Origin of the sequence: Bifidobacterium sp. ESL0800 (genome assembly GCF_029395355.1) — a bacterium.
Taxonomy (GTDB): domain Bacteria; phylum Actinomycetota; class Actinomycetes; order Actinomycetales; family Bifidobacteriaceae; genus Bifidobacterium.
Map to the genome: position 1 here is coordinate 949,898 of NZ_CP113913.1, position 25,782 is coordinate 975,679.

Genomic DNA, 25,782 nt, shown 5'->3' on the forward strand with positions numbered 1-25,782 from the left:
AAGACGTTTCATGAGTTGGAGGTTGGAATAAACTTTCTCGGGCGTAGACTTGGCCGGGCATAATCCTAGATTTTGCCTTCGCGCGGATAATTCGCGCTCACTTCGCCTACGGATAGTCCACAGGACTATCCGCTTAACGGCTCAGCCCATAAACCCGACGTCTTTAAGATACCCCTTGCCGGCGGTGACGTCGTATTGAATCAGCTTGTAGTCGTGCATCAGCTGCTTGGTCGCTTGGTCGAAGTCGCTCGCGGCCATCGGGTGCCCCTTGGCATCGAGGTAGATCGGCTGGCCTTCGGGGATGCGCGACCAACCCTGGATCTGGTTGACCACGGGCGGCTCCATCGCGGAGACCTTGCCATGCAGACGGGTGAGGAAGGCGAGGAACGGGGTGACCTTGGCGTTGGTCTGCTCGGCGGCCTGCGCCATGAAGAAGTTCGGAGAGGAATAGTTCCCGTCCGGGCTCTTATAACCCTGACGCCCGCTCGCCTTGTTCGACCAGATGAAGTAATCGGTGGTATGCAGGGCCAGCGAGTTCTTCTCATCGGCCGAAGCGGTCTTGTAGATGCCCGGCAGGTGGTCGCCGTAGAAGACGACGGTGACCGGCTTCTTGAGCGAATCCATCTGACGAAGGAACTTGGCAGTGGCCTTGTCGGTGATGTTCGCGCCCTTGGCGTAGGTGTTGATGGACTTGTTCTCGTCGGCTCCGAGCGGCTGCGAGGAATCGGTGGACTTCGCCTTGAACGTATTGCCCTTGTACCAGTTGTGATACGGCATATGGTTCTGCATCGTCGCGAGCTGAACGAATTCATTCGAAGAGTTCTTCTTCATCGCTTCGTAGACGCTCTGGTAGGCCGAGGCGTCGGAGACGTAAGGCGAGGAGTCGATCTTGCCACGGTGGGCGATGACCTCCGGCGGTTCCAGCGAATAGAAGTGCGAGAAACCGAACTTCTTGTAGTTGTTGGCACGCAGATACATCGACGGCTCGTAGGGGTGGAAGGCCACGGAGTGCTCCTTGCTCCCCCACAGCTGGTTGACGGTCGGCGTCCACTTCTCACCGGGGACGAGCTGCTGGTACGGGCTGGTCAGCGAGGCGTCGAAATTGGCCATCGACATCCCCGTCAGGCTCATGTATTCGAGGTTCGCGGTGCCGCCGCCGTAACCGGAAGATAGCATGTAGCCGCCGGTCGTGTGCTTCTTGATTTCGCGGGTATTGGGAATCGGATCATGGTTGAGCTTGATGCCCGGCACGCGCGACGGGTCGGAATACGACTCGGAGAGGATGAAGACGACGCTGCCGTCGCTCATCTTGCCGGTACGCGTCTTGTTGATCTTGGCGGCTTCGGCGAAATAGCGCTTGGCGACCTGTTTCATCGTCGCCTCGCTGTAGTCGCTCGGCTGGTCCATCACCTTGGGATGGGCCTGCCCCAAGAAGGAGACCAAGGGGCCGTTGCGCTGCGCGTCATAAACGGAATCCCACATCGAGGGGATATAGCCCATGGTCTTGGCGAAGGCATTGGTGAAGGTATTGATCTGGCCGACCTGATAGCTGAAACCGGTGACCAGAAGCAACGGCACGACGATAAGCACGATACGCAAGCCGGCGCCAAGGCTTTTGCGTTTGATACTGCCGTTGCCGCTTTTGGCGTCGAGCTTGGCATCGTTCTTATCCGCACGATCCGCACTCTGGCCATGTCCATGACTTTCGGCGACACCGCCGGAGCGAGGTGCGAAACCGAATACCTTGCCATGCCGCATATCGAAATGGTTCAGCACCGCAAACAAGACGACAACCAGAACCATCGCGACCACGACCGCGGCGATCAGCCCGCCTGAACCGGAAGGGATGAAGCTCATCAATGAACCGGCGTCCCCGTTGGAGACGAAGCTCAGATCCGACGGAAGAATCGTCTCATAACGAACGTCGACCTTGAAATGCTCCACCACCGCAATCAGGATCACCAAGACGAGCATGACGGCAGTGGCGATCCAGAAACGGTTGAACACCATGATCACGGCAAGATAGATGAACCCCAGCAACAGCAGATTCAGAACGAAGACGAAATTGCCCTTCTCCCACATCTTGGAGACCATGCCCCACACGCCGGTCAGGGGGCTTGAAAGCTTCACACGGGTGTCGCTTTGGGAAACACCCTGCTGCAAAATGAGGGCCATGACGATGTCGAAAACCAAAAACAGCAGTGCATAGGCCCAGGCACGAATATGCAACCTCTTGGATTTCGTTTTCGCGCTATCAGACGAATGCCCGTCGGCGCTTACGACGTCATCGCGCACAGACGATAATCCATCGTGGATATCACGTGAATTTTTTTCTTCAGTGTTTTCCGTTTTTCCGTCCTTATTCATCGGTTTTCCTTCAGTCGATCACGTTTCATTGCGGCATCCAAATCCCGCACCCCTGTATCCATCGTCCCCTTCAAAGCAAGAACAATAGCCATAAAACCTCATATTCCGGCTCTCGCAAGAAACGCCGGAAGAAAAACCATAGTGTTTCCTGCAGCGTTTTCAACAATCATAACGACACGATACTATATCCCCTTTTGAACGCTCTGCGGCAAATCCGCAATCATTCTTGCGGCTGATTGCTCTTGGCGAAGTCATGAGTCTAGAATCATGACGGTATATTTTAACGCAACAGGGGAAATGATGGACTGGTTTTTCAACATTCAACTGACCAAGGGCTGGCTGCCTACCTCGATGCTGATAGCTACCATCGTCGGTATTGCCCTCCTTGTCATTCTCAAATCCAAGGACGGCTGGCTCGAACCCCTTTTGAAACAACTCGGATGGGGCGTCGTCGGCGGCCTGGTCGGACGTGTCGTCGTCTGGCTGCTTTCCGACGTCTTCATGGTTTTCGGCGTCAGCCTGGGCAGCCTTGTGGAAACCAGCATCACCTACGGGCTTGCCGTGGTCTCGGCGCTTATCGCCGCGTGCATCGATTCAGGGAAGATCCGCAGAGTCATCGCCATCATCACCATCGTTCTGGCGGTGGTCACCTGCGCGTTGAAAGTCGACGGCATCTACGGCGAATACACCACCATAGGATCGGTCTTCGGCCACAACCAATTCTCCAAACTCGATCCAGGCACGGTCGGCAAAACAGACGGCAAAGCCGACAACACCGTCGAAAAGTGGAAAAAGCTCGGCAAGGAAGGCAAACTTCCGACGATGCCCAAGAAAGGCGCGGTGCATTCGGTCGATATCCCCGCCACCCTTTCGCATTTCAAGGCCCGCACGGCCAACGTCTACCTTCCGCCTGCAGCGCTGACGAAAAACCCACCAAAGCTGCCGGTCATGATCGTCATGGCCGGCCAGCCGGGCACGCCGGACCGCTTCTTCAGCGCCGGGGTACTCGGGGCTAAGCTCGATGCCTACGCGGCCAAGCACTATGGTCTGGCCCCCATCGCCGTCTCCCCTGACCAGAACGGGTCGCTGACCCACAATTCCCTGTGCGCCGACACACCAAAAGGCAATGCGGAAACCTATCTGACCCGCGACGTGACCCGCTGGATCAAGTCCAACCTTCCCGTAGAGCAATCACCAAGCAAATGGCTGATCGGCGGATTCTCACAAGGCGGGACCTGCGCCACCCAGCTAGGACCTGCACACCCCGACCTCTACGGCCATATCTATTCCGCGGGAGGCGAGATCGAGCCGACCGCCGGATCGCACAAAAGCACGGTGAAGAAATATTTCGCCGGCAACGAAAAAGCGTTCGACAAGCATGTCCCGATCAACATCATCGAACGCCACTCGCCTTCGAAACAGACATGGTTCTCCGCAGCGGGCCAGGTCGATTCGAAATCGCAAAAGAACCAGAAGGCCATCTCGAAGGCGGCCATGAAGGCAGGGATGGCGGTGACCACGGTGGTCGTGAAAGGCACGGGACACGACTGGCACACCGTCAACGCCGGCATGAGTGCCCAAATCGACCTGTTCGGCAGCGAAACCGGTCTTGGCAAAACCGGCAAAAGCATCGATTCCTATCCTATGCTGGAAGTGGTCGCGGCCAATACCAATACATTCGGCGATTAAATGTTATTACAAAACAATTAAATCCATCATAATGTTATTATCAAATCAGTTATGCTGATCAAACGAGACGAAGAACGAAAGTCATTAAAGCATGCAGAATCACGAAGATCGGAAAAACAAAAAGACCGGAAGGGGCGGACCCTCAAGTTGGACGGTGCTTGGTCATGATCTCCTAAGCTGGACACGCAGCCATCTTTTCGCCATCATCGTCGCCGCAGTGTTCCTTGTCGTCAATGTCTGCGACATGGTCTCCTCGGCCATACGGCACCTGCACGCTCCGGCCTATGGACGTAGCCTCAGCCTCACCGAAATCCTCTTCGGACGCATGCCGGGCGGCGGCAGGCCGCACGACCCCTTCCAGCAGCCCCTGCACAGCCAGGACATCATTCCCTGGCTGACGAAGATCCTGCGTTCCGCGGTGTTCGTGCGCAGCCCCCTGATGCTCATCATCTATACCTTGCTGATTGTCGTCATCCTTTCCGTGGCGCAATCTCGGCTCGGAGCCCTGAAGACGACGTTTGCCGCACTGTTCAGCGCAGTCGTCGGATCGACGCTCGGGATTCTGGTCTGTGTTCTTGTCGACATGGCCATGCATGACTGGCAGAGCATGGAGCGCCTGCCCGTCCTGCTTTCCCCGTTGACCATCATCATCGGAGCATTGATGGCGGAAAGCGCCTATGAATCCGTACTGTGGAGGCGGCGCATCCTGCTGCTCGGCTACACCGTCATCGGTACGCTGCTGCTTTTCAGCGGCAATCCCGGCGACTATTGCACGCTCGGAGCCGCGATTGTCGGCCAGCTCACCGGTCTGTTGATGCACGGCCCGGTCAAAGACCACATCGCGTGGAGCAACAGCACCGATTATGAGATCCGTCGTCTCTTCGCCTTCGCCCAGCTGGTGCTGGCTATCGGACCTCTGCTGGCGCTGACCTCGACCTCGCATCTGGGGCCATTGACCACATTCGGCCTTTTCACTTCCTCCATCTGGGGCGATTCCTCGCTGCTCACCTCCTGCAGCGTCAACCAATCGGTGACGAGCTGCCTGCGTCTGGTCGCGTCCCGACAGCATTTGGCGATAGCCGGCCTGTGGCTGCACCTGTTGCTGCCCATTGCCGCCCTTGCCTTGGTGGCATGGGGACTTTACCACGGACGCAGGCTGGCCGCGTGGGTGAGCATCGTGCTCAATGGCGCCGCCGTCGTATTTGCCGTGGTCTACTATGTCATCTTCCCCTTCACTCTTACGCCATTGACCCCGAGCATGGCCAGCCGCTACAACTTCATGCCGGCTTTCATCACCACTGCCCTGCCGCCGCTGGTGCTGATCATCCTGATGATTCGTGAGCTGCCGCATTTCAGCGTTTCGACCGGTTCGTCCAGGGTCCGCGCCGGCATTGCCGCCATAGTCGGCATGCTGCTGGTCACCAGCTGCGTCTATATCGGCTTTGCCGTGTCGGCTCCCGAGGACTTCAAGCCACGCCCGACCGTCAAGCTGTTGATGATAGACATGCTTCGCCGGCTTTTGCCCACCGGCTTCGGCGGCCGCAAACGCACCACGCTGATCGCGCCGCAAACCGAGTTGGCGGCATTGGTAAGCGAAGGTCTTACCGTCGTCTTTTGGCTGACGGTGCTTATCGTCTTCATCCTCTGGTTCCGCGACAACGTCACCCCCGACGAACGAGACCGCAAGAAGGCCGAAACGCTGGTCGCCCTCGGCGGTGAATCCATGAGTTTCATGACCACTTGGGAAGGCAACCACTATTGGTTCTCCTCCACCGGCCGTTCCGCCATCGCCTACCGCGTGCTGCACGGCATCGCCCTGAGTGTCACCGGTCCCTTCGGAGACGCGAGCGAATACACACAGGATCTGCGCGAATTCACCAAGTTCTGCGACACAAAGGGCTGGTCCCCTTCCTTCTATGCCGTCCACGACGACCAACGCGAGCAGCTCGAAAAAATGGGCTGGTCCTCCATTCAGGTCGGCACCGAAATGGTCATCGACCCCAACAAGTGGGCGACGCGCGGCAAGAAATGGCAGGATATCCGCACCGCCATCAACAAGGCCAAGCGCGACGGCATCACCGACGTGCTGACCACCTACGACCAGGCCGGTTTCAATATCGACCAGCAGATCGTCGATATCTCCGAACAATGGGCCCAGTTGAAGGCGCTGCCGGAAATGAAATTCACGCTCGGCGGCATCGAAGAACTGAGAGACGACCGCGTGGCGCTGCTGTATGCCATCGACACGCAGGGCACGGTTCTCGGCGTCACCAGCTGGCTGCCCACCTACCGTGATGGCCGAGTCATCGGATGGACGCTCGATTTCATGCGTCACCGCACCGACAGTCCCAACGGCATCATGGAGTTCCTGATCGCCCGCATGGCCGAACGCCTGCGCGACCAAGGATTGGCGGACCCGGCCAACGCCATCGAATTCATGAGCCTTTCGGCCGCTCCTCTGGCTGGCATGGGTGAGAAAGCCGCCGTTGGCGCAGACAAGGCGGTCGAAGGCGATCAATCCGGGAAAGCAGAGGATCCGTCCGAAACCGGACAATCCGAGAATACGAATGATGACAACGCCGAAGCCAAACCGAAGACGGCATCACCCAGCGGAACGGAGATCATCGAACACGCGTTGCAGATCGCGGCCGACGTGCTTGAGCCTGCCTACGCTTTCAAGTCACTGTTCTTCTTCAAGAAGAAGTTCCAGCCCAGCCCGGCCCCGATCTACATCTGCTATCCGGATTCGGCCAAGCTCGCGCAGATCGGCATCGCCGTGGTCAACGCATACGTGCCCGAGCTCAAACCGAAGCAGGTCGTTGAAATCGTGAAATCCATGACTTCACCGGATAAAAGCAACAAAAAATAGGCGCTTCCCAAAACCTAACGGCACGTAAAAGGGATAGCGGCGAGTCATTATTGGCTGACTGCTATCCCTTACATTCAAAGGTTCATATTCGAAGCCGTGCAAATGATAAAAGACAGACAGCCGCGTAGAGGAATACAAGAAACTTCTACCAATGCGTCTGTCTGTTTGTCACTTTTTACGTGCTTGCTTCGCTGCCTATGTAAAAGATGACATTTATTGCTGCTGTTTGTCATCTTTTACATAGCCCGATTCAGCAAGCACGTAAAAAGTGACAAACAGACGAGCAAGACAACGTTCAAACTCATCGTCATTCCATCAATACACCAGCAGACGAAAACGGGACGACATCTCCGACATTGCCACATGCCGAATCGGTTTTAGTCGTTTTCCGCACCTTCCAATCGCAGGCAATCCGCGCACAGCCCGAAGACTTCGAGGGTGTGCGAGCTGACGGTGAAACCGTGTTCTTCCGCGACTTTGTGGACCCATTGCTCGGGAGGTTCGATCTCCACCGTCTTGCCGCAGTTCTCGCAGACCAGATGATGGTGGTGCTCGCCGTCCTTGCAGATACGGAACATCTGCTGATCGTTCAAGTGGATGGTGTCGGCCCTGCCGTCGTCGGCCAGCGCATTGAGCTGCCGATAGACGGTGGAAAGGCCGATCCCCTGACCGTCCTCGCTCAAAATCCGATAAAGGTCCTGTGCGGAAACGAAATCATCGCAAGCGTGAAGCGCCTTCAACACGGCGTCCTTCTGCCAGGTGTGCTGGCTGCCGCGTCTGCCACCGCGGGAAAGCATCCTCCGCGCAGAAGGCTTTCCATCATGCCGCTCGTAGGCTGTCACTATTCAAGACCTCTTTCATCACCACTGCTTGCCGGACGTAATCGCCCTCGTAAAACCGAAGAACGCCTTATAACGCACTCTGCATTTTACTCACATTTCTCCGACTTGAAAAGGAAAATTACGCTACTCTCATCGATTCAGATCGATTCAGATCGCTTCAAATCGATTCGAGTAGCGTAATACATAATATGATTCTTCCTTGATCCAACGTCAATATGGAAAAGTCACGTTGTCTATTGCCGCAGATCATCCCAGCAGCCGGTGGCTTCAAGCTCGTCGACCGTGCGCTGCGTGTCGTCGGTCAAAACCGTGATGTGCCCCATCTTGCGGTCCTGGCGCACCTCGGCCTTGCCGTAGTCATGGACGCACCACTCGGGGTGCTCGCCGATCAGCGCGCGCGTCGGAGCGACGTGCTGGCCCAAGACATTGGCCATCACGGCTGGGCTCAGGAGCTTCGGCTGCGGCAGCGGCCAGCCTGCGATGCCACGGATATGGGCGTCGAACTGGTCGATGGAGCAGGCCTCGATGGTGTAATGGCCGGAATTGTGCGGACGCGGGGCAAGTTCGTTGACCACCACGCGGCCGTCCTTGGTAATGAACAGTTCGATGGCCAAGGTGCCGGCCAGCTCGAACCCTTTGGCCAGACGCAGCGCGAGCGCCTTGGCTTCTTTGGTAATCTCGTCGCTGACCTTAGCCGGCGCGATGGTCAGGTGCAGGATGTTGTGGCGGTGCTCGTTGCGCACGATGGGGAACGTGACGAAATCCTTGCCGTTGCCGGAGATTAGAATCGAGGCCTCGAACGCGAAATCGACGAAGCCTTCCAAGACGGATGGCGGGAACGTTCCTTCCTTTTCGTCGCGCTCATGGACCTTCGCCAGATCTTCGGGGCCATGCAGAACGACCTGCCCGTGGCCGTCATAGCCGCCGCGACGGGTCTTGAGCACTGCGGGATAACCGATTTCCTCGATGGCCTTGTCGAGTCCCGTAAGGTCGTCGACCTGACGCCAAGGTGCGGTGGCAGTGCCGTGATCGTTGATGAACTGCTTCTCGAAGACACGGTCCTGCGTGACACGCAGCAGGTCGGTGCCTTGCGGCACGGCGACGCTGCCACGCACCTCATCGATCGCGTCGGCGTCCACGTTCTCGAACTCGTAGGTGAGCACGTCGCTGCGTTCGGCCAGTTCGCGGATGGCGGCCTTGTCGTCGTAATCGGCGGTGACCTGAAAATCGGCGACCTGGGCGACCGGGCAATCCGGCGTCGGGTCGAGCACGCCGATACGGAACCCGTGATAGCGCGCGGAAAGCGCCATCATGCGCCCGAGCTGCCCGCCTCCGATGATACCGATGGTCGCGCCCGGCATCAACTGCTTGATCTTCCCGTTGGTCTCTTCAGACAAGCTCGGCATTGGATGCTTCCACCTTCCCCTTCGACGCCTCACGATAATCGTCAAGCGCTTTGGCTAATTTTTCGTCGTTGATGCTTAGGATGCTCACGGCCAACAGGCCGGCGTTCGTGGCCCCGGAATTGCCGATGGCCATGGTCGCCACCGGTACGCCGCCGGGCATCTGGACGATGGAAAGCAGAGAGTCCACGCCGGAAAGCGCGTGCGATTTCACCGGTACACCGATGACCGGCAACGTGGTCTGCGCGGCGACCATACCCGGAAGATGCGCAGCTCCCCCGGCCCCGGCGATGATGACCTTGACGCCGTTGCTGCGAGCATTGTGCGCAAAATCCGCCATCAACTCAGGCGTGCGATGAGCGGAAATGACTTGTTTGGAATAGGAGACATTGAACTGGTCGAGGGTAAGGCAGGCGTGACGCATCGTCTCCCAATCGCTTGCCGAACCCATTATCACTGCTACTTGTGGCGTATGAGCTGCCATTGATACCTCCGGTATCCTTGGGGACAAACCCAGTCCCCACTCTACGCGACAGCTACGAAAAAGCTGGAGGACCCGACTGCATACGAAACATGCGATTTCATCAAAAATGCCACCGGCGACTACCGATGGCATCCAAGGCATGAGTCTGCTGGCTTATGACTATCGAACGAGCTCGATCTTCTCGGCTCCCGGCTTCTTCGAAGGCTTGTAGAGCACGAAACGATGGCCGATGACCTGCACCAGCTCGGCGCCGATCTGGCCGGCCAAGGTCTCGCCGACCTCTTTCTCGTCGATCGGGCAGCCGTCCTGCACCACGACTTTGAGCAACTCGTGCGATTCGAGCGTCTCCGAAGCCTGCTTGACCGCGGCGTCAGTGACCCCGTTCTTGCCGATCCACAGCAGCGGCGAGAGTTTGCTTGCCAGCGCCTTCAACTGTTTGATCTGTCGTTTGTTGAGTTTCGTTGCCATTGCCAAATCCTTTATTCCGATAGTTCACTGTTCCCGCTTTGCCACCCACGACACCGCGGCACTTACAAAAGTGACCCCGGCGAGATTCGAACTCGCGACCTACAGATTAGAAGTCAGTTGCTCTATCCAACTGAGCTACGGGGCCAAACACCAAGTAGATATTGTAGCAGTACAGCCGAATGAGCGTTTTCGCCCTGCGATTTGCGTTCGGATAGCAGACGCGAATACCGGCAGCCTCTTTGTTAGACTGGAATCATTACTTCAGGAGCCAGGATGAGCAACAATACCAAGGCAAAGTCAACCGCGACACAAAGCCAGCATTCGTTGCCTGTCAAGCCTGCATCATCTCGTTTCCGCGCCATGTTGAGCGCACCGGCACGCGAGTTTCCCAGATATTCGATGCTGATTTTCGCTTTGGGATTCGTCTTTCAGTTCCCCGATTCCGCGTATATGGGCCGTCGCCTGCTGTTGTGGGTGCAACCGACACTGGCGCTTTTGCTCTATGTCGCCATGCTCAAGGCTCCCCGACTGGTCTGGCAACGCGTTGCGGCCTTGGCTTTAATCGCCGTGTGCATCTGGGCGTCGCCGTTTATGCGTCACGGCGGGCAATTGCTGACCTACGTCGTCGAGGCGGAAGCCTCATTGCTCTTCGGACCACTTTTCGGCTACGTCGCCATTGCGGTGTCGGCTCCGTTGATGTGGGCACTGACCCCGATTTTGAATGACCTATCCGGCAACCACAGCATGTATTTCCTTGTTATGGCGCTCTATATACTGCTCGCCGGTATTCTGTTCATGGTCTATACCACCCAATCAACGAAGCTGCAGCGGGCCAACGCACAGCTCGCGCACGACGTCGAGACCATCGAGTCGCTGACGCTTTCCCGTGAGCGCGCCAGCATGGCCAGCGAAATGCACGATTCCATCGGCCAACGCTTGACCGCCATGCACTACGCCCATGAGTCCGCGCTCAACGCCGCGGCCGCCACTGAAAACCTCACCGACGAAGAACGAGCAAAAATCAACAAGCCTATCGCAAGAGCCGACGCCATCGCCAAGGATGCCTTGTCCGAAGTCCGGCAAATGGCACGGGCGCTCGACCCCTCGGCGTTGGGCCAGACACTCACCAACGACTCCATCGAGGCGATGGCCCATTCCTTCGCCGACGCCGGCCTAGACATGCACACCGACATCATCGGCAGCGTAAACCTACTGGATGCCGATATACAAACCCTGGTATTCCGGGCCATGCAGGAGACGCTGACCAATGCCGTCCGCCACGCCCACGCCACCAAAGTCAATCTGACGCTCATCGTCAGTGGGGAAGAAACGACACTGAGCGTCGAGGATGACGGACCAGGCATCGATGTCGACGACATCGATCACGGCTTCGGTCTCTCGGCACTTGAAAAGCGCGCCCGACAAGCCGGAGGAACGCTCATCCTCGGCGAATCACAGGAACTCGGCGGTGCCAGCGTGACCCTGACGGTTCCGCTGACAGGCGATGCGGAAGCGGAAAGGACGGCACACAAATGACGGACGCTTCACCAATGGCCGGAACGAACAAGCTCATTCGCCTGCTGATCGTGGATGATCAGGAGCTCATTCTGACCGGCCTTGCCGAACTCGTTTTCTTCATGCCCGACGTCGAAATCGCGGCACAGGAGCTCAGCGGCAAAGCAGTGCTCGCGTTGGGCAAAGCCACGCTCGATTCCATCGACGTCGCGCTCATCGACGCGCGTATGCCGCAGATGAGCGGCACGGAACTCATCTCCCGGCTGCACGCCGATTATCCCGGCATCAAATGCATCCTCTTGACAGCCTTCGACGAGGATGACAACCTTATCGCCTCAATGAAGGCCGGGGCCGTGGGTTATCTGCTCAAAGACGTCTCCACTTCCGAGCTGAACGCCGCCATCCATACCGCAGCTGCTGGCGGAAAGGTCATCGGCGCCAGCGCCACGGCACATGTCATGCGTCTTATCACACAGTCCAATAATGATGGCAACAGCGACGATAACAACAATGGAGAAAACACACGAACTTCGGCTCTGACACCACGGGACCAGCAAATCGCCTCGTTCGTGGCCCTTGGCATGACCAATTCCGAAATCGCCTCAAAACTGTTCCTCTCGACCGGAACCGTGAAGAACCATGTCAGCCGCATTTTCTCGGCTCTGAATGTCCGCAACCGCACCGAACTGACCGCACTACTCAACGGAACGCTGGACTAGTACCCCGATACGGACGGGATAATCGGGACATTCCGATTATCCCCTGAACATCAGCCATGCATCATTCCCCGATTGCGGAGGCGATGATGCGCACGGAGTCCTGATACCGGGTGGCCATTCCCTGAACGCCCGTGGCCACGGCCCCTACGACAACAGCGATGACGAGGATGCCGAGCCAACCGGCCAGTTGCAGGTTCGGCACGCAAGCACCCACCAGTTTCAACAGGCCGGAATCAATGGAAAGCAACGCCACATTCGTGATGATGAAGGCGAGGAAAACCGCGCTTGCCGCCATGATCGCGCCGTCCAGGAACGACAGAACCCGCAGCTGGCCGACCTCGGCACCGGCCACGTAGGTCAACGCGGCGTCGATCCTGCGTTCGCCGGCCGAAATGCAGAGCCCGGCCACGACGCCGGCCAACGCCACCACCAGCGCGGGCGCCAAGATGGCGAGGATCCTGTCGAGCCCTGCGGCCTCATACCCTTTGACTCCCGGCGCGACATGGTCCATGGTCGAGGCGGATGTGGATATCGCGCTGGATACCGTCATCGTCATGGCCAGTCCGATCACCAAGGGCATCACCGTGCCGCTTTGCCGGTCGATACGGCCGCTCGACTGCTGCCCGGCCAGCCTCCAGGTGGCAGACGGCACAGGAATGGACGTCCACCATGAGGTGAACCGTCCCAGTACGGCAGGCGCGGCCAAAGCCAGCGCGAACACCATGAGGAACATGCCGCCAATGACGGTCAGCAGCAGCATGGTCCCGGTCGAATCGGAAACGGCCTTGCCCGCCATGATCGCGGCGCGGCTCGCACGCTTCAGCGTCATACTCGACAGGGAGAGCAGCATCGCAGCCGCCGCCAGCAGCAGCACGACAAACGTCCAACGGCGGGCACCAAGGTGACGCGGCGGATTCTGCGACTGCCGCAACGCCTCGATCGGGCTGATCCGTGCCATGGAACGCATGGTGAACACCGTACCGACCAGCACCGTAACCCCGCCGAACTCCGCCCCCTTGACCAAGGCCGAATACACGCCCGTACCGTCGTAGGGCAGAAAACTCCCCGTGTCCTGCAAAATCGGCAGGTAGAACCAATAGAAACACCGAGCAACAGGCGGCACCAAGACGAACGCCACCACGTTCGCCATCACGAACAAGACCGCGACTACCACGATCGTACGTATCAGCAGCTGGACCGGCGTGGCGCCCTGAAGCACCAACAGCGCCAGTTGACGTCGACGCTGTTTCAAGGCCGAGGAGACCACCCAGAGCACCACGAAGACGAACATCACAATCAGAAAGAACATCGGCAAGTCGATCATGTCGGCGATGGCATGACGGGTGCCGGTGCAGCCGGCATCGCAGGCCCGCTTCAGCGATTCCTGCAACGCCATGAAGAGCGACAATGTGTACTGGCCCACAATCAGCACCAAGCCAACCGCACCCCAGACCAGCGGCGCGGCTTTCAAGTCCTTCAATATGCCTTTCATGCGTTCACTCCGTTACGGGAATCGTCGAGCCGTGCAGCCGGCGCGATCCTGCCGTCACGCACCTCGACAATCCGATCGCATTGTCTCGCGATTTCGGGGCTGTGAGTGACCATCACGACCGTTTTCTTGGGGTCGCGCGCCACGTCGCGCAGCACCTCGATCACCTTCCGGCCGTTGCCTTGGTCGAGCGCACCGGTCGGTTCGTCGGCAAAAATGATGTCCGGACTGGTCAAGAGCACCCGGGCCAGCGCCACGCGCTGCTGCTCGCCGCCCGACAGCTCGGTCACGCTAGACTTGCGCTGAGCGCCCAGGCCGAAATAGTCCAGTATGCTCTGCGCCTTCTTGCGCGGGAAGCGCGAAGCACGCAGCGTGAACGGCAGGGCGAGGTTCTCCTCCACGCTCATGCTGGCCACCAGATTGTAGGACTGGAAGACGAATCCCAGATGGTTGCGTCTGAATCTGGTCAGCTTCGTGGGTTTCATACCGCCGATCTGCGTGCCAAGCAGCGAGACCGAACCCTGCGTAAACCTCTCCAGACCTGCCAGACAGTAGAGCAACGTCGACTTGCCGGAACCGGAAGGACCGACGATGGCCGTCATCTGGCCGGGGTAGGCGCGAAAATCGATGTCCTTGAGAATCGTGACCGAGTCGCCCTTGCGCGGCGAGACCGTCATCGTCAGTCCGTTGGCCATCACCGAGGGTGCTGATCCGTCCGTCCGCTGAGACCCTGTATCAACGGAAGATTGATATATTGTAGTACGTTGTGTATTCATGGTTTCATCCTCACACATCTCACGATGCCGTGCCCAGTGCCGAAAGTCATTGTTTTCCCCTAGGCCGTAGCTATATCAAATTGGAAATGATCGATGTCCGGCACGTCAATTGGAGATACAAAGAATGGCCGAGCAATGCGACACAGCGACTACGCAAGTCCAGGAATATGGCGGAATTGCAATGGAAACCTGCTATTCGTGTCGCAAAGCCACGATAAACTCGAGTCATGCATACGGACGAGGGAATGCCCCATACAGATGACCACAACGAAGCCCGGCAGGCCACCGAGCCGTTTTCTGCGGCGCTTCCCTTCGACCATCGTGTGAGTGTGAATCAAAACCTGACCTTCGAATATGCGAAACCTGCGTTCGCTTCGGCCGGCATCGAATGGTGCGACGAAAACCTGGTACGACTGCATCTTTTCGATGCCGAAAAGCAAGCCACCAACACCGCTCTCCTGCTTTCCGAGCAATGCCCTTACCTTGTCAAATGTGCGGTCTTCGACGGCGAGACCAAATCGAAGCTCACGGAACGGCAGAACGTTTCGGGCTCTCTCCTGAATCAAATCGACGCCACAATGATGTTCCTCAACCGGCACAACCCTGAAAACGCGTGGCCGCAGACCGCCCTGCGCGAATCGCTTGTCAACGCCGTTTTGCACCGCAATTACGACAAGAACGGGCCGATTCTCATCAGTATCTTCGATTCGAGCATCGAAATCGTCTCCCCCGGCGGTCTGGTGGACGGTTTTGAGGTCAACGACCTGTTGAACGGGGTCAGCGAATCACGCAACGCGTGGCTTGCAGACGCATTCGAAGCCCTGCACTTAAGCGAGAACTGCGGCACCGGGGTGCAGCGAATCCTTGATGCCTATTCGCAGAGCCTTTCCAGCCCGCAGCTGCGTGTCGGCCCTGGATCGGTGGCGATGATTCTGCCCAAGCCGGTGCCCGACTCCGTATGGCCGGAGCAGACAGACGACGAAAATGCCGAAAGTGCCGAAAACGGCACTTCGAATGGCGCTAATCATGATTCCGGCAAGGAATCAGGCAGAGCCAAACGCTATACGTTCCCATTGGGCGGCCCGCATCTGTTCACCACGAATCCGGCCGAAGCGCTCAGCGGAAGCCGCGTGTTGGACGTGGCGCCTCTCCCCTCCGTGGTTTTTGCGGGTGAGAAAGCATGGAAGCTTCTTAACGGCGATTATGGTTCCCAGAAATCGGACTCGTTGCCCGGCAATGTCAAAGACGAATTGCGCGCATGGGCCAAAGGTGCGGAAACGGACCAATTGCAAATCAACACCCTTGAGGAGATCACCATGCATCTGATCTCAAAGAGAAAGAGCGCGATGAGTCTCAAGGAAATCCAAAGCCAATTGGGCACCAATTCCGGAGCAATGACCGACGTGCTCAAAGGCCTCACCGATCAAGGAAAGCTGCAAAGCATCACTTCGGCGGGAACAACAAGATACTCGTTGCCTTACTAGTGGCGAATTCGTAGTCTCACGCGTATTGTTTTACCTTGGCTGTCACGGCAATTCAGCGAAAAAATAGAGACAGACCAGTCGGCGGCACGAAATATGAAACCCTATTGAATCAAGAAGCCGGACACCCGTGATTCAGCATTGCCGCAACATACCATCAGTCAGTTGATGATCAGCGCCAGTCCGAGCAGCACAGCCAAAAACAGGACGTTGACGACGGTATAGACCAGCAGATAGCGGCCTTTCTTGTCCGGATACTTGCGTGCGATCTGCTGATAGGAAATGAGCGAGGCCATCGAGGCGATCAGCGTGCCCAACCCGCCGAGGTTAGTGCCGATAATCAGCTCACGCCACTGGCTGCAGAACCCGGAAAGCAGGATGGAGGTAGGCACGTTGCTGATGATCTGGCTCGAGGCGACGGCGACTTCCATCGGATGCTGGTTGACTATTGAGGCCACAAAATTCGAGAACTCCGGAACACGGCGCATGTTGCCGATGAAAATGAAGAACATGACGAACGTGAGCGGCAGACTCCAGTCGACCTTGAGGAACGCATGACGGTCGCAGACCAGGAACGCGCCGAACACCAAAACGCACATCAACCACAGCGGAATCGAACCACCGACCGTGAAAATGCAGATAAGGAACAGGATGGCATAAACTATCGCCCGCCAACCTCCGTAGCCTGCACCGTAGTTGAGCACACGGATCTCATCCGGCTTCCCGTCGCTTTGCGGCGCGAACAGCGATTGCTCGATGCCCTTGTGCCCAAGCCCTGCAAAATCCGCCTGGCTGCTACGGCAACGGAACATGACGAGGATGACGGCCAGCAGCATGATCGCGGAAGCCAACGAGAACGGCCCCATGACATTGAGGAACTCCGAGGTCGGCATCTTGGAAACGGATTTGAGATACAGGTTATGGGCGTTGCCGACAGGGGTCAACATGCTGCCGGTATTGGCACCGATGGTCATCAATGTGGCGACGAGAACGGCCTTGTTCTCCATTTTCGCCATTACCAGCACCGAAATCGCGAACGGGATGAACGTGACCAGAGAGACGTCGTTGGTGATGAAAATCGCCGAGAAGAACGTCAGGGAAACCAGCGCGATCACCAACGCGCTTTCGGTATGCACATGCTCGAGCAGCTTGGTGCCGATGATATGGAAGACGCCGATGCGCTGGAAGCCGCAGACCACGAGCATCAGGCAGACAAGCTGGGAAATGGTGTTCATGTGGATATAGCCAAGGTACTGACGGTCCGGTGGAACGATAAAACAGGAAATGATGGCGAGTATCGTCGCCACCACCAAGATGGTGTCGTTTTTCAGTTCCTTGACGATCCACTTGCGCATCAATACACCAGCCGAACCGGAAGGCGGAAATATCCGACATCATAACCGCGTCTCATCGATGCAGTCCTATCAAAAAACGCCATTGCCACATGGCACACCCAACCATCACCATCATCCAGTTTCCCCATCCATCACAGAGCCGATACAACGGCCGACGAAGACACATGCCGGCAAGAACCTAACCTTCACGGCAATGCGTGCATTCGTTCTCTTAATTCCTATTGTATGGGTATTTCAGAGTGGAAAAGTACGAAAAAACAGGCTTTTAGCGACCATTCCAATTTGCGACACGCAAAAACACGGGCAAAATCCAAGATTTCATTGGTCTCTTTTGTGTGATACAAAAGCGACCAAAATTTTTAAAAAAATCGAAGAAATTTATTGCGGCTTGTCGTATTGTGGGCGGCAGCGCACTCAGGCGACGGCGTTGCCATAGACCTGGGCCTGCAAATCCTTTCTGGCGGTCTCCATATTGGTGATCTCCCCCAAAATCCTGATTTTCTCTTCACCGTCAGGCATCTGCGCCATCTTACGCTTGGCCGCACCGATTCGGCGCATATAGCCCACATCGAGCAGCCGGGCGGTCAGTTCCGCAGCGTAGCGCTGTTCCTCCGGGGTCGGCGCACGGAGCTGGGCGGCGGCCGGATTGGGCACATCGGCGCCATTGACGGCCACCCCTCCGGTATTCGCATCGTTGGCATTGCCGTTCTGGTCGTCTCCACCCGGCAACGGCAGCGGCATGACGGCCAGCTCGTTGATGACCTGCTCAAGCATCGGCCCGCCTGCCTTGGTGAGGTTGTGCATCCAAAGCCCCTGCGGCGTGGCGTTGTCGGGCAGACCGCCGGCTGCGGCGATCGCCTGGAAGAGCGTTCGGAAAACCGGGGTCATGAAATCGGCAAGGGTGAGACGTGCGAACGCGTTGCCGTTGATGGCGCGTGGCACCTGAATGAGCACGGCCATGAACTGCTGCTCGCAGATGAACACCGCATCGTCCACACGGAAGTATGCCTGGTCTGCGGCATCCCTGTGTTGCAAGGCCTTGCGTGCGGCCGGGTTCGCATAGCCGTTTTCATCGTTGCGTCTATACGCATCAAAGCCATTGCCGCCACGGCGCTTGGTCGCATACGCGTCGTCGTCGCGCACGTGCAGCCGCCGCCTGGCGCTGTTGACCTCATGTCTGACGATGTCTAGATCGACGCCGATGCGTCGGGTCGCCTTGCGCGTGTAGATGTCAAGCAGTGAACGGTCACGGATCTGGGCGATCAGCGGCGCCGCGGCCTTAACCGCGCCCATCTGGCCGGTGGTATACGAGGTGTCGAAGCGGTTGATGGCGGTGTCGATGACGAAATCATACAGCGGTTTGGCATGGTCGATCAGCGAGCGAACCGCCTCGTTGCCTTGCTGGATGCGCAGGTCGCAGGGGTCGAGGTTGTTGTCGGCGACGGCCACGAATGTCTGCGAAAGGAATGCGGAATCCAAACCGAAGGCATGGATGGCAGCCTTCTGCCCCGCCGCATCGCCGTCGAACGTGAAGACGATACGCGAGCTCAGGGATTGGCCTTCGACCTTCAGCGGCCCGACGAGCTGGACGGCTCCCAAAGAATCGTCGGAGATGAGACGACGGATGATTTTGGCGTGCTCCTCGCCGAACGCGGTGCCGCAGGTGGCCACGGCGGTGTCGATACCGGCCAGATGGCACGCCATGACGTCCGTGTATCCTTCGACGATGACCGCCTGGCGTTTTTTGACAATGCTGGATTTGGCGAGGTCGATGCCGTAGAGCACCTGGGTCTTGCGGTAGAGCTGGGTATCGGGAGTGTTGATGTACTTGGCGTTGATGTTGTCGTCGTCATAGAGCTTGCGGGCGCCGAAACCGAGCGTGCGGCCCGTGGAGTCACGGATGGGCCACGTGGCACGGCCGCGGAAATAGTCGTAGATGCCGCGCTGACCCTGGCGAGCCAAACCGGCGTCGAGCATCTCCTGCTGGGTGAACCCTTTGCCCGCCAAGTGCCGGACAAGATTATCCCAACCTTGGGGAGCGTATCCGCAGCCGAAACGCTGGCAATCCGCCTGGCTGAAATTGCGGCCACCCAAGAGCTTTCGAGCCGCAAGCGCCTCAGGTGTCATGATCTGGGAGACGAAGAAACGCTGGGCCTCCTCATTGGCCTCAAGCAGACGGGCGCGTTTCGAGCCACGATGTTCTTCCCTGCTGCCGTCGCTTTTCTCGTAATGCAGTTCGATATGGTATTTGTCGGCCAGAAGTTCCACAGCCTCGCGAAAATCGATGTTCTCACGGTGTTCGACGTAGGCGAAGACGTCGCCGCCGAGCCCGCAACCGAAGCAATGCCAGACACCCAGCGAGGGCCGGACGCTGAAACTGGGCGTTTTCTCATCATGGAAGGGGCACAGACCCATGAAGGTACCGGTGCCCGCGGCCTTGAGCGTCACCGTCGAGGAGACGATATCGTAGAGATCCGCCGTGGCACGCACCTTTTCCACGTCCGCTTTGAGAATCATTCCAGCCATAACTATCCACCTTACCGTGTGCCGTGCATGAGGGCAATCACAACGAATGCACCAAGGCAAAAATCAAGATTTCTTGATAACAAGACGCTGAAAAGACAGATATCGGCAAGCGCGAGGCTTCGACGCCGAACTGTTTCACCTTATCGGTTCAAAACAGGCTACCAGCAGCTTTAGCAGATCAGGGAGTGCAGGGTCATCGCCGAGCCGTCAGTCAAACTGGCCACCTGGTCGATGGCCACGCGCAGCCGCTCGTCGTCGTTGGTGGATTCGTTCCAGTCCTCGAGAAACACGGTTTCCAGCGCGTCGGAAGGTCGTGGGGAATCGGCCATCAGCACGTCGACCAGGTCGGCGACGATCTGCTGTTCCTGGTCGTGCAGGGGCTCGCGTTCGCGCGGTGCCATGACGAAGTAGACGGCGATGCCCTTGAGCGCGACGATCTCGTAATTGGTCTCGTCGGGAATGACGATGTTGGCGCTGTAACGGGTCAACCTGCCCTGCCCGTACTTCTCTCGGGTCGCCTGTTCGACGGAACCGGCGAACCGGCCGATCAGCGAACTGGTGATGTTCTTCAACTGTGCCAGTGCTTGCCTCGAACCGTTGAAATGCGAGGGGAACATATGTCGTTTCATCAAGCGGTGCAAGGCCTCTAGCAGTTCGTCCGGATCCCATTGCTGCCCGTACCATTCACGGGTCATCTCCACCACGCCGTCAAGCACGCGTGGGTCGGCCAAGGCCAGCGGGTTGAAGGTGCCGGTGGCGATGGCGTCCTCGACGTCGTGGACGCTGTAGGCGATGTCGTCGGAAAGGTCCATGACCTGGCATTCCATCGGCTTGGCGTCTTTCGGCGCTCCGGTCTTGAGCCAGTTGAACACGTCGACGTCATCCGGATAGACACAGAATTTCAGGCTGCGCTCCCCTTTCGGGTGTTTCGAGGCCTCGGCAAGCGTCCACGGGTATTTCACCGCGGCATCCAGCGAGGCGCGCGTCAGGTTGACTCCGGCGGAACGACCGTCGGCGCGAAAGACCTTCGGCTCGAGCCTCGTCAGCAGGCGCAGGGTCTGCGCGTTGCCTTCGAAACCACCGATGCCGGAGGCGATATCGGCCAGTACCCGCTCCCCGTTGTGTCCGAAAGGCGGATGCCCCAAGTCGTGGGCGAGACAGGCGCAGTCGACCACATCCGGGTCGCAGCCAAGCATGGAACCGATCTGCCTGCCGATCTGTGCGACCTCAAGCGTATGTGTCAGCCGGGTACGTGCGAAATCATCGGTGCCGGCCACCAGAATCTGGCTTTTCGCGCCAAGCCTGCGCAAAGCCGAGGAATGGATCAGACGCGCACGATCGCGCTGGAAGGCGGTACGGGATTGCGATTTCGGCGGTTCGGGAGCCCAACGCTCCTCGTCGAACGCGTCATAGCCCTCGTCCTGAAGCACTTGTTCGCCATCTGCGGTTTCCATCACACGCCTCGCTCCCTCAAACCATGCCATCAATCCAAGCCGCCAAGCCGGTTACGCAAGCATGGCCAATCGAATCCGTCGCTATGTATCCGATGATAGCCCACATCAGACGGCCAACCAATGAAAATTACGGAATCGACCGAGCTTTATGACGGAACAAAACAAGCCGCCTGCCAAGTCTGGATGGCAGACGACTTGTGTTATCGCCGAACACGCCTGAAACAGCAGTTTGAAGCGATATCTTTTATCCTCTTACGATAGACATCAGATACCCGGATTCCGCCGTTACCGGAGCTATACGCTGGCGACAATCAGCCTAGCAATTCCTTGGTGTCGGTCACGGTGATCAACGGCGTGAACAGCTTCATCGTCTCGATGGCCAGCTTCTGGTTTTCCGGGGTGCTGCCTGCGCACGCGTCTTCGACCAGCCGGACGGCGACGCCGTCATCCGCCGCGGCCAATGCAGTCTGAAGCACGCAGCAATCGGTGGCCACCCCGCACACCGCGATTTTTTTGGCACCTTGGACGGCCTTTTTCAGCTCATCGCCCCACTTGCCGAACGTCGTCCTGCTCACCACAGGATGGCCTTTGGCAAGCTCGGCCGTCTCATCGGTGAAGTCGTACATCGGGTCGTCCGGCGGCACGAGGAACTGCGGCCAGTCCTTGAAGTAGTCGACCCACGCGTCCCTCGGCTTGTCCGGCGCGATGTAGCGGGTGTAGGCCACCCGATCGCCGTAGGCCTTCGCAAGACGCTTGAAAGGCTCGTCAGTGGCATAATACGAGCCGTCGGCACACGCCCAGGTCGACCAATCGCTTTGTGCAAACACCTTCTGGCGGTCCACGACCACCAGCCATTCATCCTTGTCAACCATCAGTTGGCTCCTTCCTGTCGTTTGATGTCACTGCGTTGGAAAATCAGGGTTCCGAGCAGGCCGACCACAAGGGCCACGAACACGCCGAGATTGGCTTGCGCCCACATCCCGTCCTTGCCGCCGAACAGGCCGAGCAGGTAGCCCTGCCAGTTCAGCCAGCTCGCCGCCGAATTGACCACGAGCCCCCAGCCGAGAACCGTGCCTACCGCGAGGATCACCAGCGCCTTGACGTTCCATGCGCCGTAACGGCCTGCGGGGTCGTAGAGATCGGTGCTGTCGTAATCGCGCTTGCGCATCAGCACATCCGCCACGAACATGCCGGTCCAGACGGCCATGGGCACACCCAGCGTGATGAGGAAGCCTTGGAACGGGCCGATGAACGTGTCGGAGAAGAAGGTGACGTAGATGACGCCGATGACCGTGAGCACGGCAGTCAGCGCGGCCGCAAGCGTGCGCGGCAGTTTGATGCCGAAGGACAGCAGGTCGAGACCGTTGGAATAGTTGTCCATGATCGCGCCGCTCATCAGTCCGAGTACCGCCACCAGCGTGAACGGCACCAGATACCAGGTCGGCAGGATCGAAGCCATCGCGCCGACGGGGTCAAGGCCGACCTGCTTGTCGAGATTAGAGTTGGAGACCGCGAGCAGCAGACCGTAGACGATCAGCAGTACGTTGGCGATCGAGGCGCCGAATGTCGTCCATGCCACGATGCCGGCGTTGGATGACTTGCGCGGCAGATAGCGCGAATAGTCGGCGGCGACGTTGACCCAACCCAGTCCGAAACCGGTCATGACGAACAGGCAGCACCCCAGCATCGCGGGCAGACCGCCGGCGCGGGCGGAGCCGACTCGCGAAAAATCAATGTTGCCCCATCCCAGAATAAAGAATCCGATGGTCACGATGCCGGTGACGATGGTGATGACCTGCTGGCATTTCATGATGAGGTCATAGCCGAAGATGCCGGCGACGACCACCAGTCCGACGACCACGATGGTCGAGATAAGCTTGGACGCGCTGGCGTTGCCCATGCCAAGCTTCTGCAGCGTGGAAGACATGGCCAGCACCGCCGTCACCGTCAGCGAGATCTCCCAGCCCAATGTCGCGATCCACGACATGGCCGCAGGGACCTTCGCGCCTTTGACGCCGAAGATGGCGCGGGTGATCACCATGGTCGGCGCGTTGCCGCGCTTGCCCGCGATGGAGACGATACCCACCAGCAGGAACGAGACCACGACGCCGATGATGGTGGTCAGCCCCGCCTGCCAGAACGAAATCCCGAAACCGAGCGCCCACGCCCCGTACGACATGGCCAGCACCGAGATGTTGGCCGCAAACCAAGGCCAGAACAGGCTCGAGGGCTTGCCCTTGCGTTCCGATTCGTCGATGACGTCGATGCCTTGAGCCTCGACGCTCAGCGATGAACCCTTCGCTTCATCACTCATCATTCACCTTCCTGTTTCTCTTCGCCCGGCTATCTGCCAGGCAAAGGCCGTGTGGAATCACACAAGCACTTTTTGAAACCAGCCCTCGCTACGAAGCGGAAGCGAGACGGGGCACATGGCCACATCTCTGTCAGGTTTCATACAATCTTTCCTCTTTTTACATAGTCCCATCGGCTATCCGGATATGATAAAAAAGTTTATTGTCACCTTATAGTCATTAAGACTATAACTAAGGATACAGAAACGCAATCGCAAATCAAGCCCCGGCATTTCATCGTTTACGGACTTTGACTTCCACAAGCTCGTTCTAGGCCAGCCATCGTGTTCTAACGAGCCCTATGCCTTGTCTTCATTGACTTTCAGCCCAGCTTGGTCGATATGAATAATCGGTGGCCACTGCAACCCCAGCGACCACCGTGCGAAAATCCGTAGATGTTGTCTATAACTTCACAGCAACGACTTGGAGTTGAGTTTGCTCATATCCTGCGGATCGAGCACTTCCGAGGCATGCAAATAAAGCCGCGGGATGCGCGTGCGCAGGCAGGTGAAGATCTCGTAGCTGATGGTGTCGGCGGCACGCGCCCAATCGTCCGCGGTCGGCTCGGCGTAGTCCTCACCGCGGCCGGGCCCGAAGAGTTCGACGGTGTCCCCTTCGTGCACGCCGAGTCGTTTGGCATCGCCGTGCAGGTCGAGGATGAACTGGTCCATGCATACACGCCCGGAGACGCGCATCAGCTTGGGTCCCTCGGCGGTCATCACGCGCACCGGACCGCCCGGCTTGAGCGTATGTTTCGCGCCGGCCTCGTCGAATCCGGAGGCGGAACGGTGGATGCCGTCGGCATAGCCCAGCGGCACAATGGCCGTGCTGGTCGCCTCGTCGGTGATGTAGGTGCGTCCGTACGAAATTCCATGTCCCGCCTCGACACCTTTGACCGTAGCGAGCTGCGCTTGCAAGGTCATGGCCGGTTTCAAATCGTAATTTGCGGGCGTCCCCATCGCCGGATCGGCTTCATAGCCGTAAAGCCCGATGCCCGGACGGGTCAGCTCGAAGCGCGTTTCCGGTCGGGAAAGCGTGGCCGCGGTGTTCGCGATATGGCGGATGCGCGGCGGGATTCCGGCCTTTTCCATCCGCGCGGTGAACTGCTTGAAGCTTTCGAGCTGCTGGTCGGTCGCCTCCACGAATTCGGGGACATCGGGCGCGTCGGCCACCGAAAAATGACTCCACTGCCCCACAACGTCGAGCACACCCTCGTGGGCGAGCGGCACCAGCTTGTCGAGCGCGGCCTGAAAACCGGCTGCCGTGAAGCCGTTGCGGCCGAAACCGGTGTCGACCTTGACGTGCACACGTGCCGGCATGCCAAGCTTCCGAGCGGCGGCGGCCACGGCGTCGATGCCGTCGAGCGAACCCACCGAAATGTCGATGTCACTGGCGATGAGCTCGATGAGCGGGGCGTTGCGCCCGTTGTACATCCACGTGAGAATATGGCAACGGCTCGAATCGATACCGGCCATGCGCAGCAACAGGGCTTCACGCGGCTGGGCGGTGCCGAGCCATGTCGCGCCTCCCGCGAGCGCCGCCAGCGCGGAAGGAATAAGCCCGTGCCCATATCCGTCGGCCTTCACTACACCCATCACGGCGGTGCCGGATTTCGGCCCGCCGACGACCTCGACCAAGTGACGCATGTTGTCGCGCATCGCCTTGAGGTCGACGATGGCCTGCCCCGGGTAACGTCGCAGCGCGGCGGCGTAGTTCGATTTGCCAAGTGCGGAAGAGTAAGGCCATTCGGGCAGTGCGTTCAAAGTCATAGTTCATATTGTCGCGCGCCAAAGTGATGAAGGCAAACAGGCGATACGGAACAATCACATGGACACGCGGAGGCGATGATGACCGAACAAGTCCGTGGGGTTTCGGTACACCGCAAATACCTGCCATCCATTGGCATGCCCATTCACATCGCATCGGACACACGACATCGAGAATATGGCACGAAACCGAACCGCAGGCGGTTTTATGAGCGTTGGCACAACATA

General features: G+C 58.4%; 18 protein-coding genes and 1 tRNA gene. 5 read left to right on the top strand and 14 right to left on the bottom strand.

Annotation, left to right across the window (positions count from 1 at the left end; genetic code table 11):
* Positions 1-141 precede the first annotated feature (141 nt).
* Positions 142-2,175, bottom strand: coding sequence for an LTA synthase family protein (locus OZX75_RS03930; RefSeq protein WP_277147387.1), 2,034 nt, complete (start codon positions 2,173-2,175; stop codon positions 142-144).
* A 489-nt stretch (positions 2,176-2,664) separates the two neighbouring features.
* Here OZX75_RS03930 and OZX75_RS03935 point away from each other — a divergent pair, with 489 nt between their 5' ends.
* Positions 2,665-4,056 (top strand): alpha/beta hydrolase, encoded by a 1,392-nt coding sequence (locus OZX75_RS03935; RefSeq protein ID WP_277147098.1) that lies wholly within the window; start codon positions 2,665-2,667, stop codon positions 4,054-4,056.
* A 91-nt stretch (positions 4,057-4,147) separates the two neighbouring features.
* Positions 4,148-6,925 (top strand): MprF family protein, encoded by a 2,778-nt coding sequence (locus OZX75_RS03940; protein ID WP_277147100.1) that lies wholly within the window; start codon positions 4,148-4,150, stop codon positions 6,923-6,925.
* 377 nt (positions 6,926-7,302) lie between these two features.
* Here the strand turns inward: OZX75_RS03940 and OZX75_RS03945 are convergent, their stop codons facing one another.
* The 5 genes from OZX75_RS03945 to OZX75_RS03965 form a co-directional block, all read right to left on the bottom strand.
* Positions 7,303-7,722 carry a Fur family transcriptional regulator gene (locus tag OZX75_RS03945; protein WP_277147102.1) on the bottom strand — a complete coding sequence of 140 codons (420 nt, stop codon included), beginning with the start codon at positions 7,720-7,722 and terminating at the stop codon, positions 7,303-7,305.
* Positions 7,723-8,000: 278 nt separating this feature from the next.
* Positions 8,001-9,173, bottom strand: a complete 1,173-nt coding sequence (gene purK, locus OZX75_RS03950; RefSeq protein ID WP_277147104.1) for a 5-(carboxyamino)imidazole ribonucleotide synthase — start codon at positions 9,171-9,173, stop codon at positions 8,001-8,003.
* Complete coding sequence (gene purE / locus OZX75_RS03955) at positions 9,157-9,654, bottom strand: 5-(carboxyamino)imidazole ribonucleotide mutase (RefSeq protein ID WP_277147107.1); 498 nt, start codon at positions 9,652-9,654, stop codon at positions 9,157-9,159. Before purE ends, purK begins: the two co-directional genes overlap by 17 nt.
* Positions 9,655-9,813: 159 nt before the next feature.
* A complete protein-coding gene (gene yhbY / locus OZX75_RS03960; protein ID WP_277147109.1) occupies positions 9,814-10,122 on the bottom strand; it encodes a ribosome assembly RNA-binding protein YhbY in 309 nt (102 codons plus the stop codon).
* 71 nt (positions 10,123-10,193) lie between these two features.
* Positions 10,194-10,267: transfer RNA gene (locus OZX75_RS03965), tRNA-Arg, on the bottom strand.
* A 128-nt stretch (positions 10,268-10,395) separates the two neighbouring features.
* Here OZX75_RS03965 and OZX75_RS03970 point away from each other — a divergent pair.
* Positions 10,396-11,658, top strand: coding sequence for a sensor histidine kinase (locus OZX75_RS03970; protein WP_277147111.1), 1,263 nt, complete (start codon positions 10,396-10,398; stop codon positions 11,656-11,658).
* Positions 11,655-12,356: a response regulator gene (locus OZX75_RS03975; RefSeq protein ID WP_277147113.1), complete on the top strand. Its 702-nt coding sequence runs from the start codon at positions 11,655-11,657 to the stop codon at positions 12,354-12,356. Before OZX75_RS03970 ends, OZX75_RS03975 begins: the two co-directional genes overlap by 4 nt.
* 61 nt (positions 12,357-12,417) lie before the next feature.
* Here OZX75_RS03975 and OZX75_RS03980 read toward each other — a convergent pair whose 3' ends face one another.
* Together OZX75_RS03980 and OZX75_RS03985 are read right to left on the bottom strand one after the other, a co-directional pair.
* A complete protein-coding gene (locus tag OZX75_RS03980) occupies positions 12,418-13,848 on the bottom strand; it encodes an ABC transporter permease family protein (RefSeq protein WP_277147115.1) in 1,431 nt (476 codons plus the stop codon).
* Positions 13,845-14,540 carry an ABC transporter ATP-binding protein gene (locus tag OZX75_RS03985; protein ID WP_277147117.1) on the bottom strand — a complete coding sequence of 232 codons (696 nt, stop codon included), beginning with the start codon at positions 14,538-14,540 and terminating at the stop codon, positions 13,845-13,847. The genes OZX75_RS03980 and OZX75_RS03985 overlap by 4 nt, the downstream gene beginning before the upstream one ends.
* Positions 14,541-14,848: 308 nt before the next feature.
* On the opposite strand from OZX75_RS03985, the gene OZX75_RS03990 reads away from it, so the two are divergent.
* A complete protein-coding gene (locus OZX75_RS03990; RefSeq protein ID WP_277147119.1) occupies positions 14,849-16,105 on the top strand; it encodes an ATP-binding protein in 1,257 nt (418 codons plus the stop codon).
* Between the two features lie 158 nt (positions 16,106-16,263).
* Here OZX75_RS03990 and OZX75_RS03995 read toward each other — a convergent pair whose 3' ends face one another.
* The 6 genes from OZX75_RS03995 to alr form a co-directional block, all read right to left on the bottom strand.
* Complete coding sequence (locus tag OZX75_RS03995) at positions 16,264-17,457, bottom strand: SLC13 family permease (RefSeq protein WP_277147122.1); 1,194 nt, start codon at positions 17,455-17,457, stop codon at positions 16,264-16,266.
* A gap of 414 nt (positions 17,458-17,871) precedes the next feature.
* On the bottom strand, positions 17,872-19,983 hold the full coding sequence (dnaG, locus tag OZX75_RS04000; RefSeq protein WP_277147124.1) for a DNA primase: 2,112 nt from the start codon (positions 19,981-19,983) through the stop codon (positions 17,872-17,874).
* 170 nt (positions 19,984-20,153) lie between these two features.
* Complete coding sequence (locus OZX75_RS04005; protein WP_277147389.1) at positions 20,154-21,437, bottom strand: deoxyguanosinetriphosphate triphosphohydrolase; 1,284 nt, start codon at positions 21,435-21,437, stop codon at positions 20,154-20,156.
* Positions 21,438-21,748: 311 nt separating this feature from the next.
* On the bottom strand, positions 21,749-22,309 hold the full coding sequence (locus tag OZX75_RS04010; protein ID WP_277147126.1) for a cysteine hydrolase family protein: 561 nt from the start codon (positions 22,307-22,309) through the stop codon (positions 21,749-21,751).
* Positions 22,309-23,754: a purine-cytosine permease family protein gene (locus OZX75_RS04015; protein ID WP_277147127.1), complete on the bottom strand. Its 1,446-nt coding sequence runs from the start codon at positions 23,752-23,754 to the stop codon at positions 22,309-22,311. Before OZX75_RS04015 ends, OZX75_RS04010 begins: the two co-directional genes overlap by 1 nt.
* A gap of 444 nt (positions 23,755-24,198) precedes the next feature.
* On the bottom strand, positions 24,199-25,557 hold the full coding sequence (gene alr, locus OZX75_RS04020; protein WP_277147129.1) for an alanine racemase: 1,359 nt from the start codon (positions 25,555-25,557) through the stop codon (positions 24,199-24,201).
* Positions 25,558-25,782: the final 225 nt, after the last annotated feature.

Coding starts and splice junctions, on each gene's coding strand:
- OZX75_RS03930 (WP_277147387.1), bottom strand. CDS start 2,175: ATGGCCCTCATTTTGCAGCAGGGTGTTTCCCAAAGCGACACCCGTGTG.
- OZX75_RS03935 (WP_277147098.1), top strand. CDS start 2,665: ATGATGGACTGGTTTTTCAACATTCAACTGACCAAGGGCTGGCTGCCT.
- OZX75_RS03940 (WP_277147100.1), top strand. CDS start 4,148: ATGCAGAATCACGAAGATCGGAAAAACAAAAAGACCGGAAGGGGCGGA.
- OZX75_RS03945 (WP_277147102.1), bottom strand. CDS start 7,722: ATGCTTTCCCGCGGTGGCAGACGCGGCAGCCAGCACACCTGGCAGAAG.
- purK (WP_277147104.1), bottom strand. CDS start 9,173: ATGCCGAGCTTGTCTGAAGAGACCAACGGGAAGATCAAGCAGTTGATG.
- purE (WP_277147107.1), bottom strand. CDS start 9,654: ATGGCAGCTCATACGCCACAAGTAGCAGTGATAATGGGTTCGGCAAGC.
- yhbY (WP_277147109.1), bottom strand. CDS start 10,122: ATGGCAACGAAACTCAACAAACGACAGATCAAACAGTTGAAGGCGCTG.
- OZX75_RS03970 (WP_277147111.1), top strand. CDS start 10,396: ATGAGCAACAATACCAAGGCAAAGTCAACCGCGACACAAAGCCAGCAT.
- OZX75_RS03975 (WP_277147113.1), top strand. CDS start 11,655: ATGACGGACGCTTCACCAATGGCCGGAACGAACAAGCTCATTCGCCTG.
- OZX75_RS03980 (WP_277147115.1), bottom strand. CDS start 13,848: ATGAAAGGCATATTGAAGGACTTGAAAGCCGCGCCGCTGGTCTGGGGT.
- OZX75_RS03985 (WP_277147117.1), bottom strand. CDS start 14,540: ATGGCCAACGGACTGACGATGACGGTCTCGCCGCGCAAGGGCGACTCG.
- OZX75_RS03990 (WP_277147119.1), top strand. CDS start 14,849: ATGCATACGGACGAGGGAATGCCCCATACAGATGACCACAACGAAGCC.
- OZX75_RS03995 (WP_277147122.1), bottom strand. CDS start 17,457: ATGCGCAAGTGGATCGTCAAGGAACTGAAAAACGACACCATCTTGGTG.
- dnaG (WP_277147124.1), bottom strand. CDS start 19,983: ATGGCTGGAATGATTCTCAAAGCGGACGTGGAAAAGGTGCGTGCCACG.
- OZX75_RS04005 (WP_277147389.1), bottom strand. CDS start 21,437: ATGGAAACCGCAGATGGCGAACAAGTGCTTCAGGACGAGGGCTATGAC.
- OZX75_RS04010 (WP_277147126.1), bottom strand. CDS start 22,309: ATGGTTGACAAGGATGAATGGCTGGTGGTCGTGGACCGCCAGAAGGTG.
- OZX75_RS04015 (WP_277147127.1), bottom strand. CDS start 23,754: ATGATGAGTGATGAAGCGAAGGGTTCATCGCTGAGCGTCGAGGCTCAA.
- alr (WP_277147129.1), bottom strand. CDS start 25,557: ATGACTTTGAACGCACTGCCCGAATGGCCTTACTCTTCCGCACTTGGC.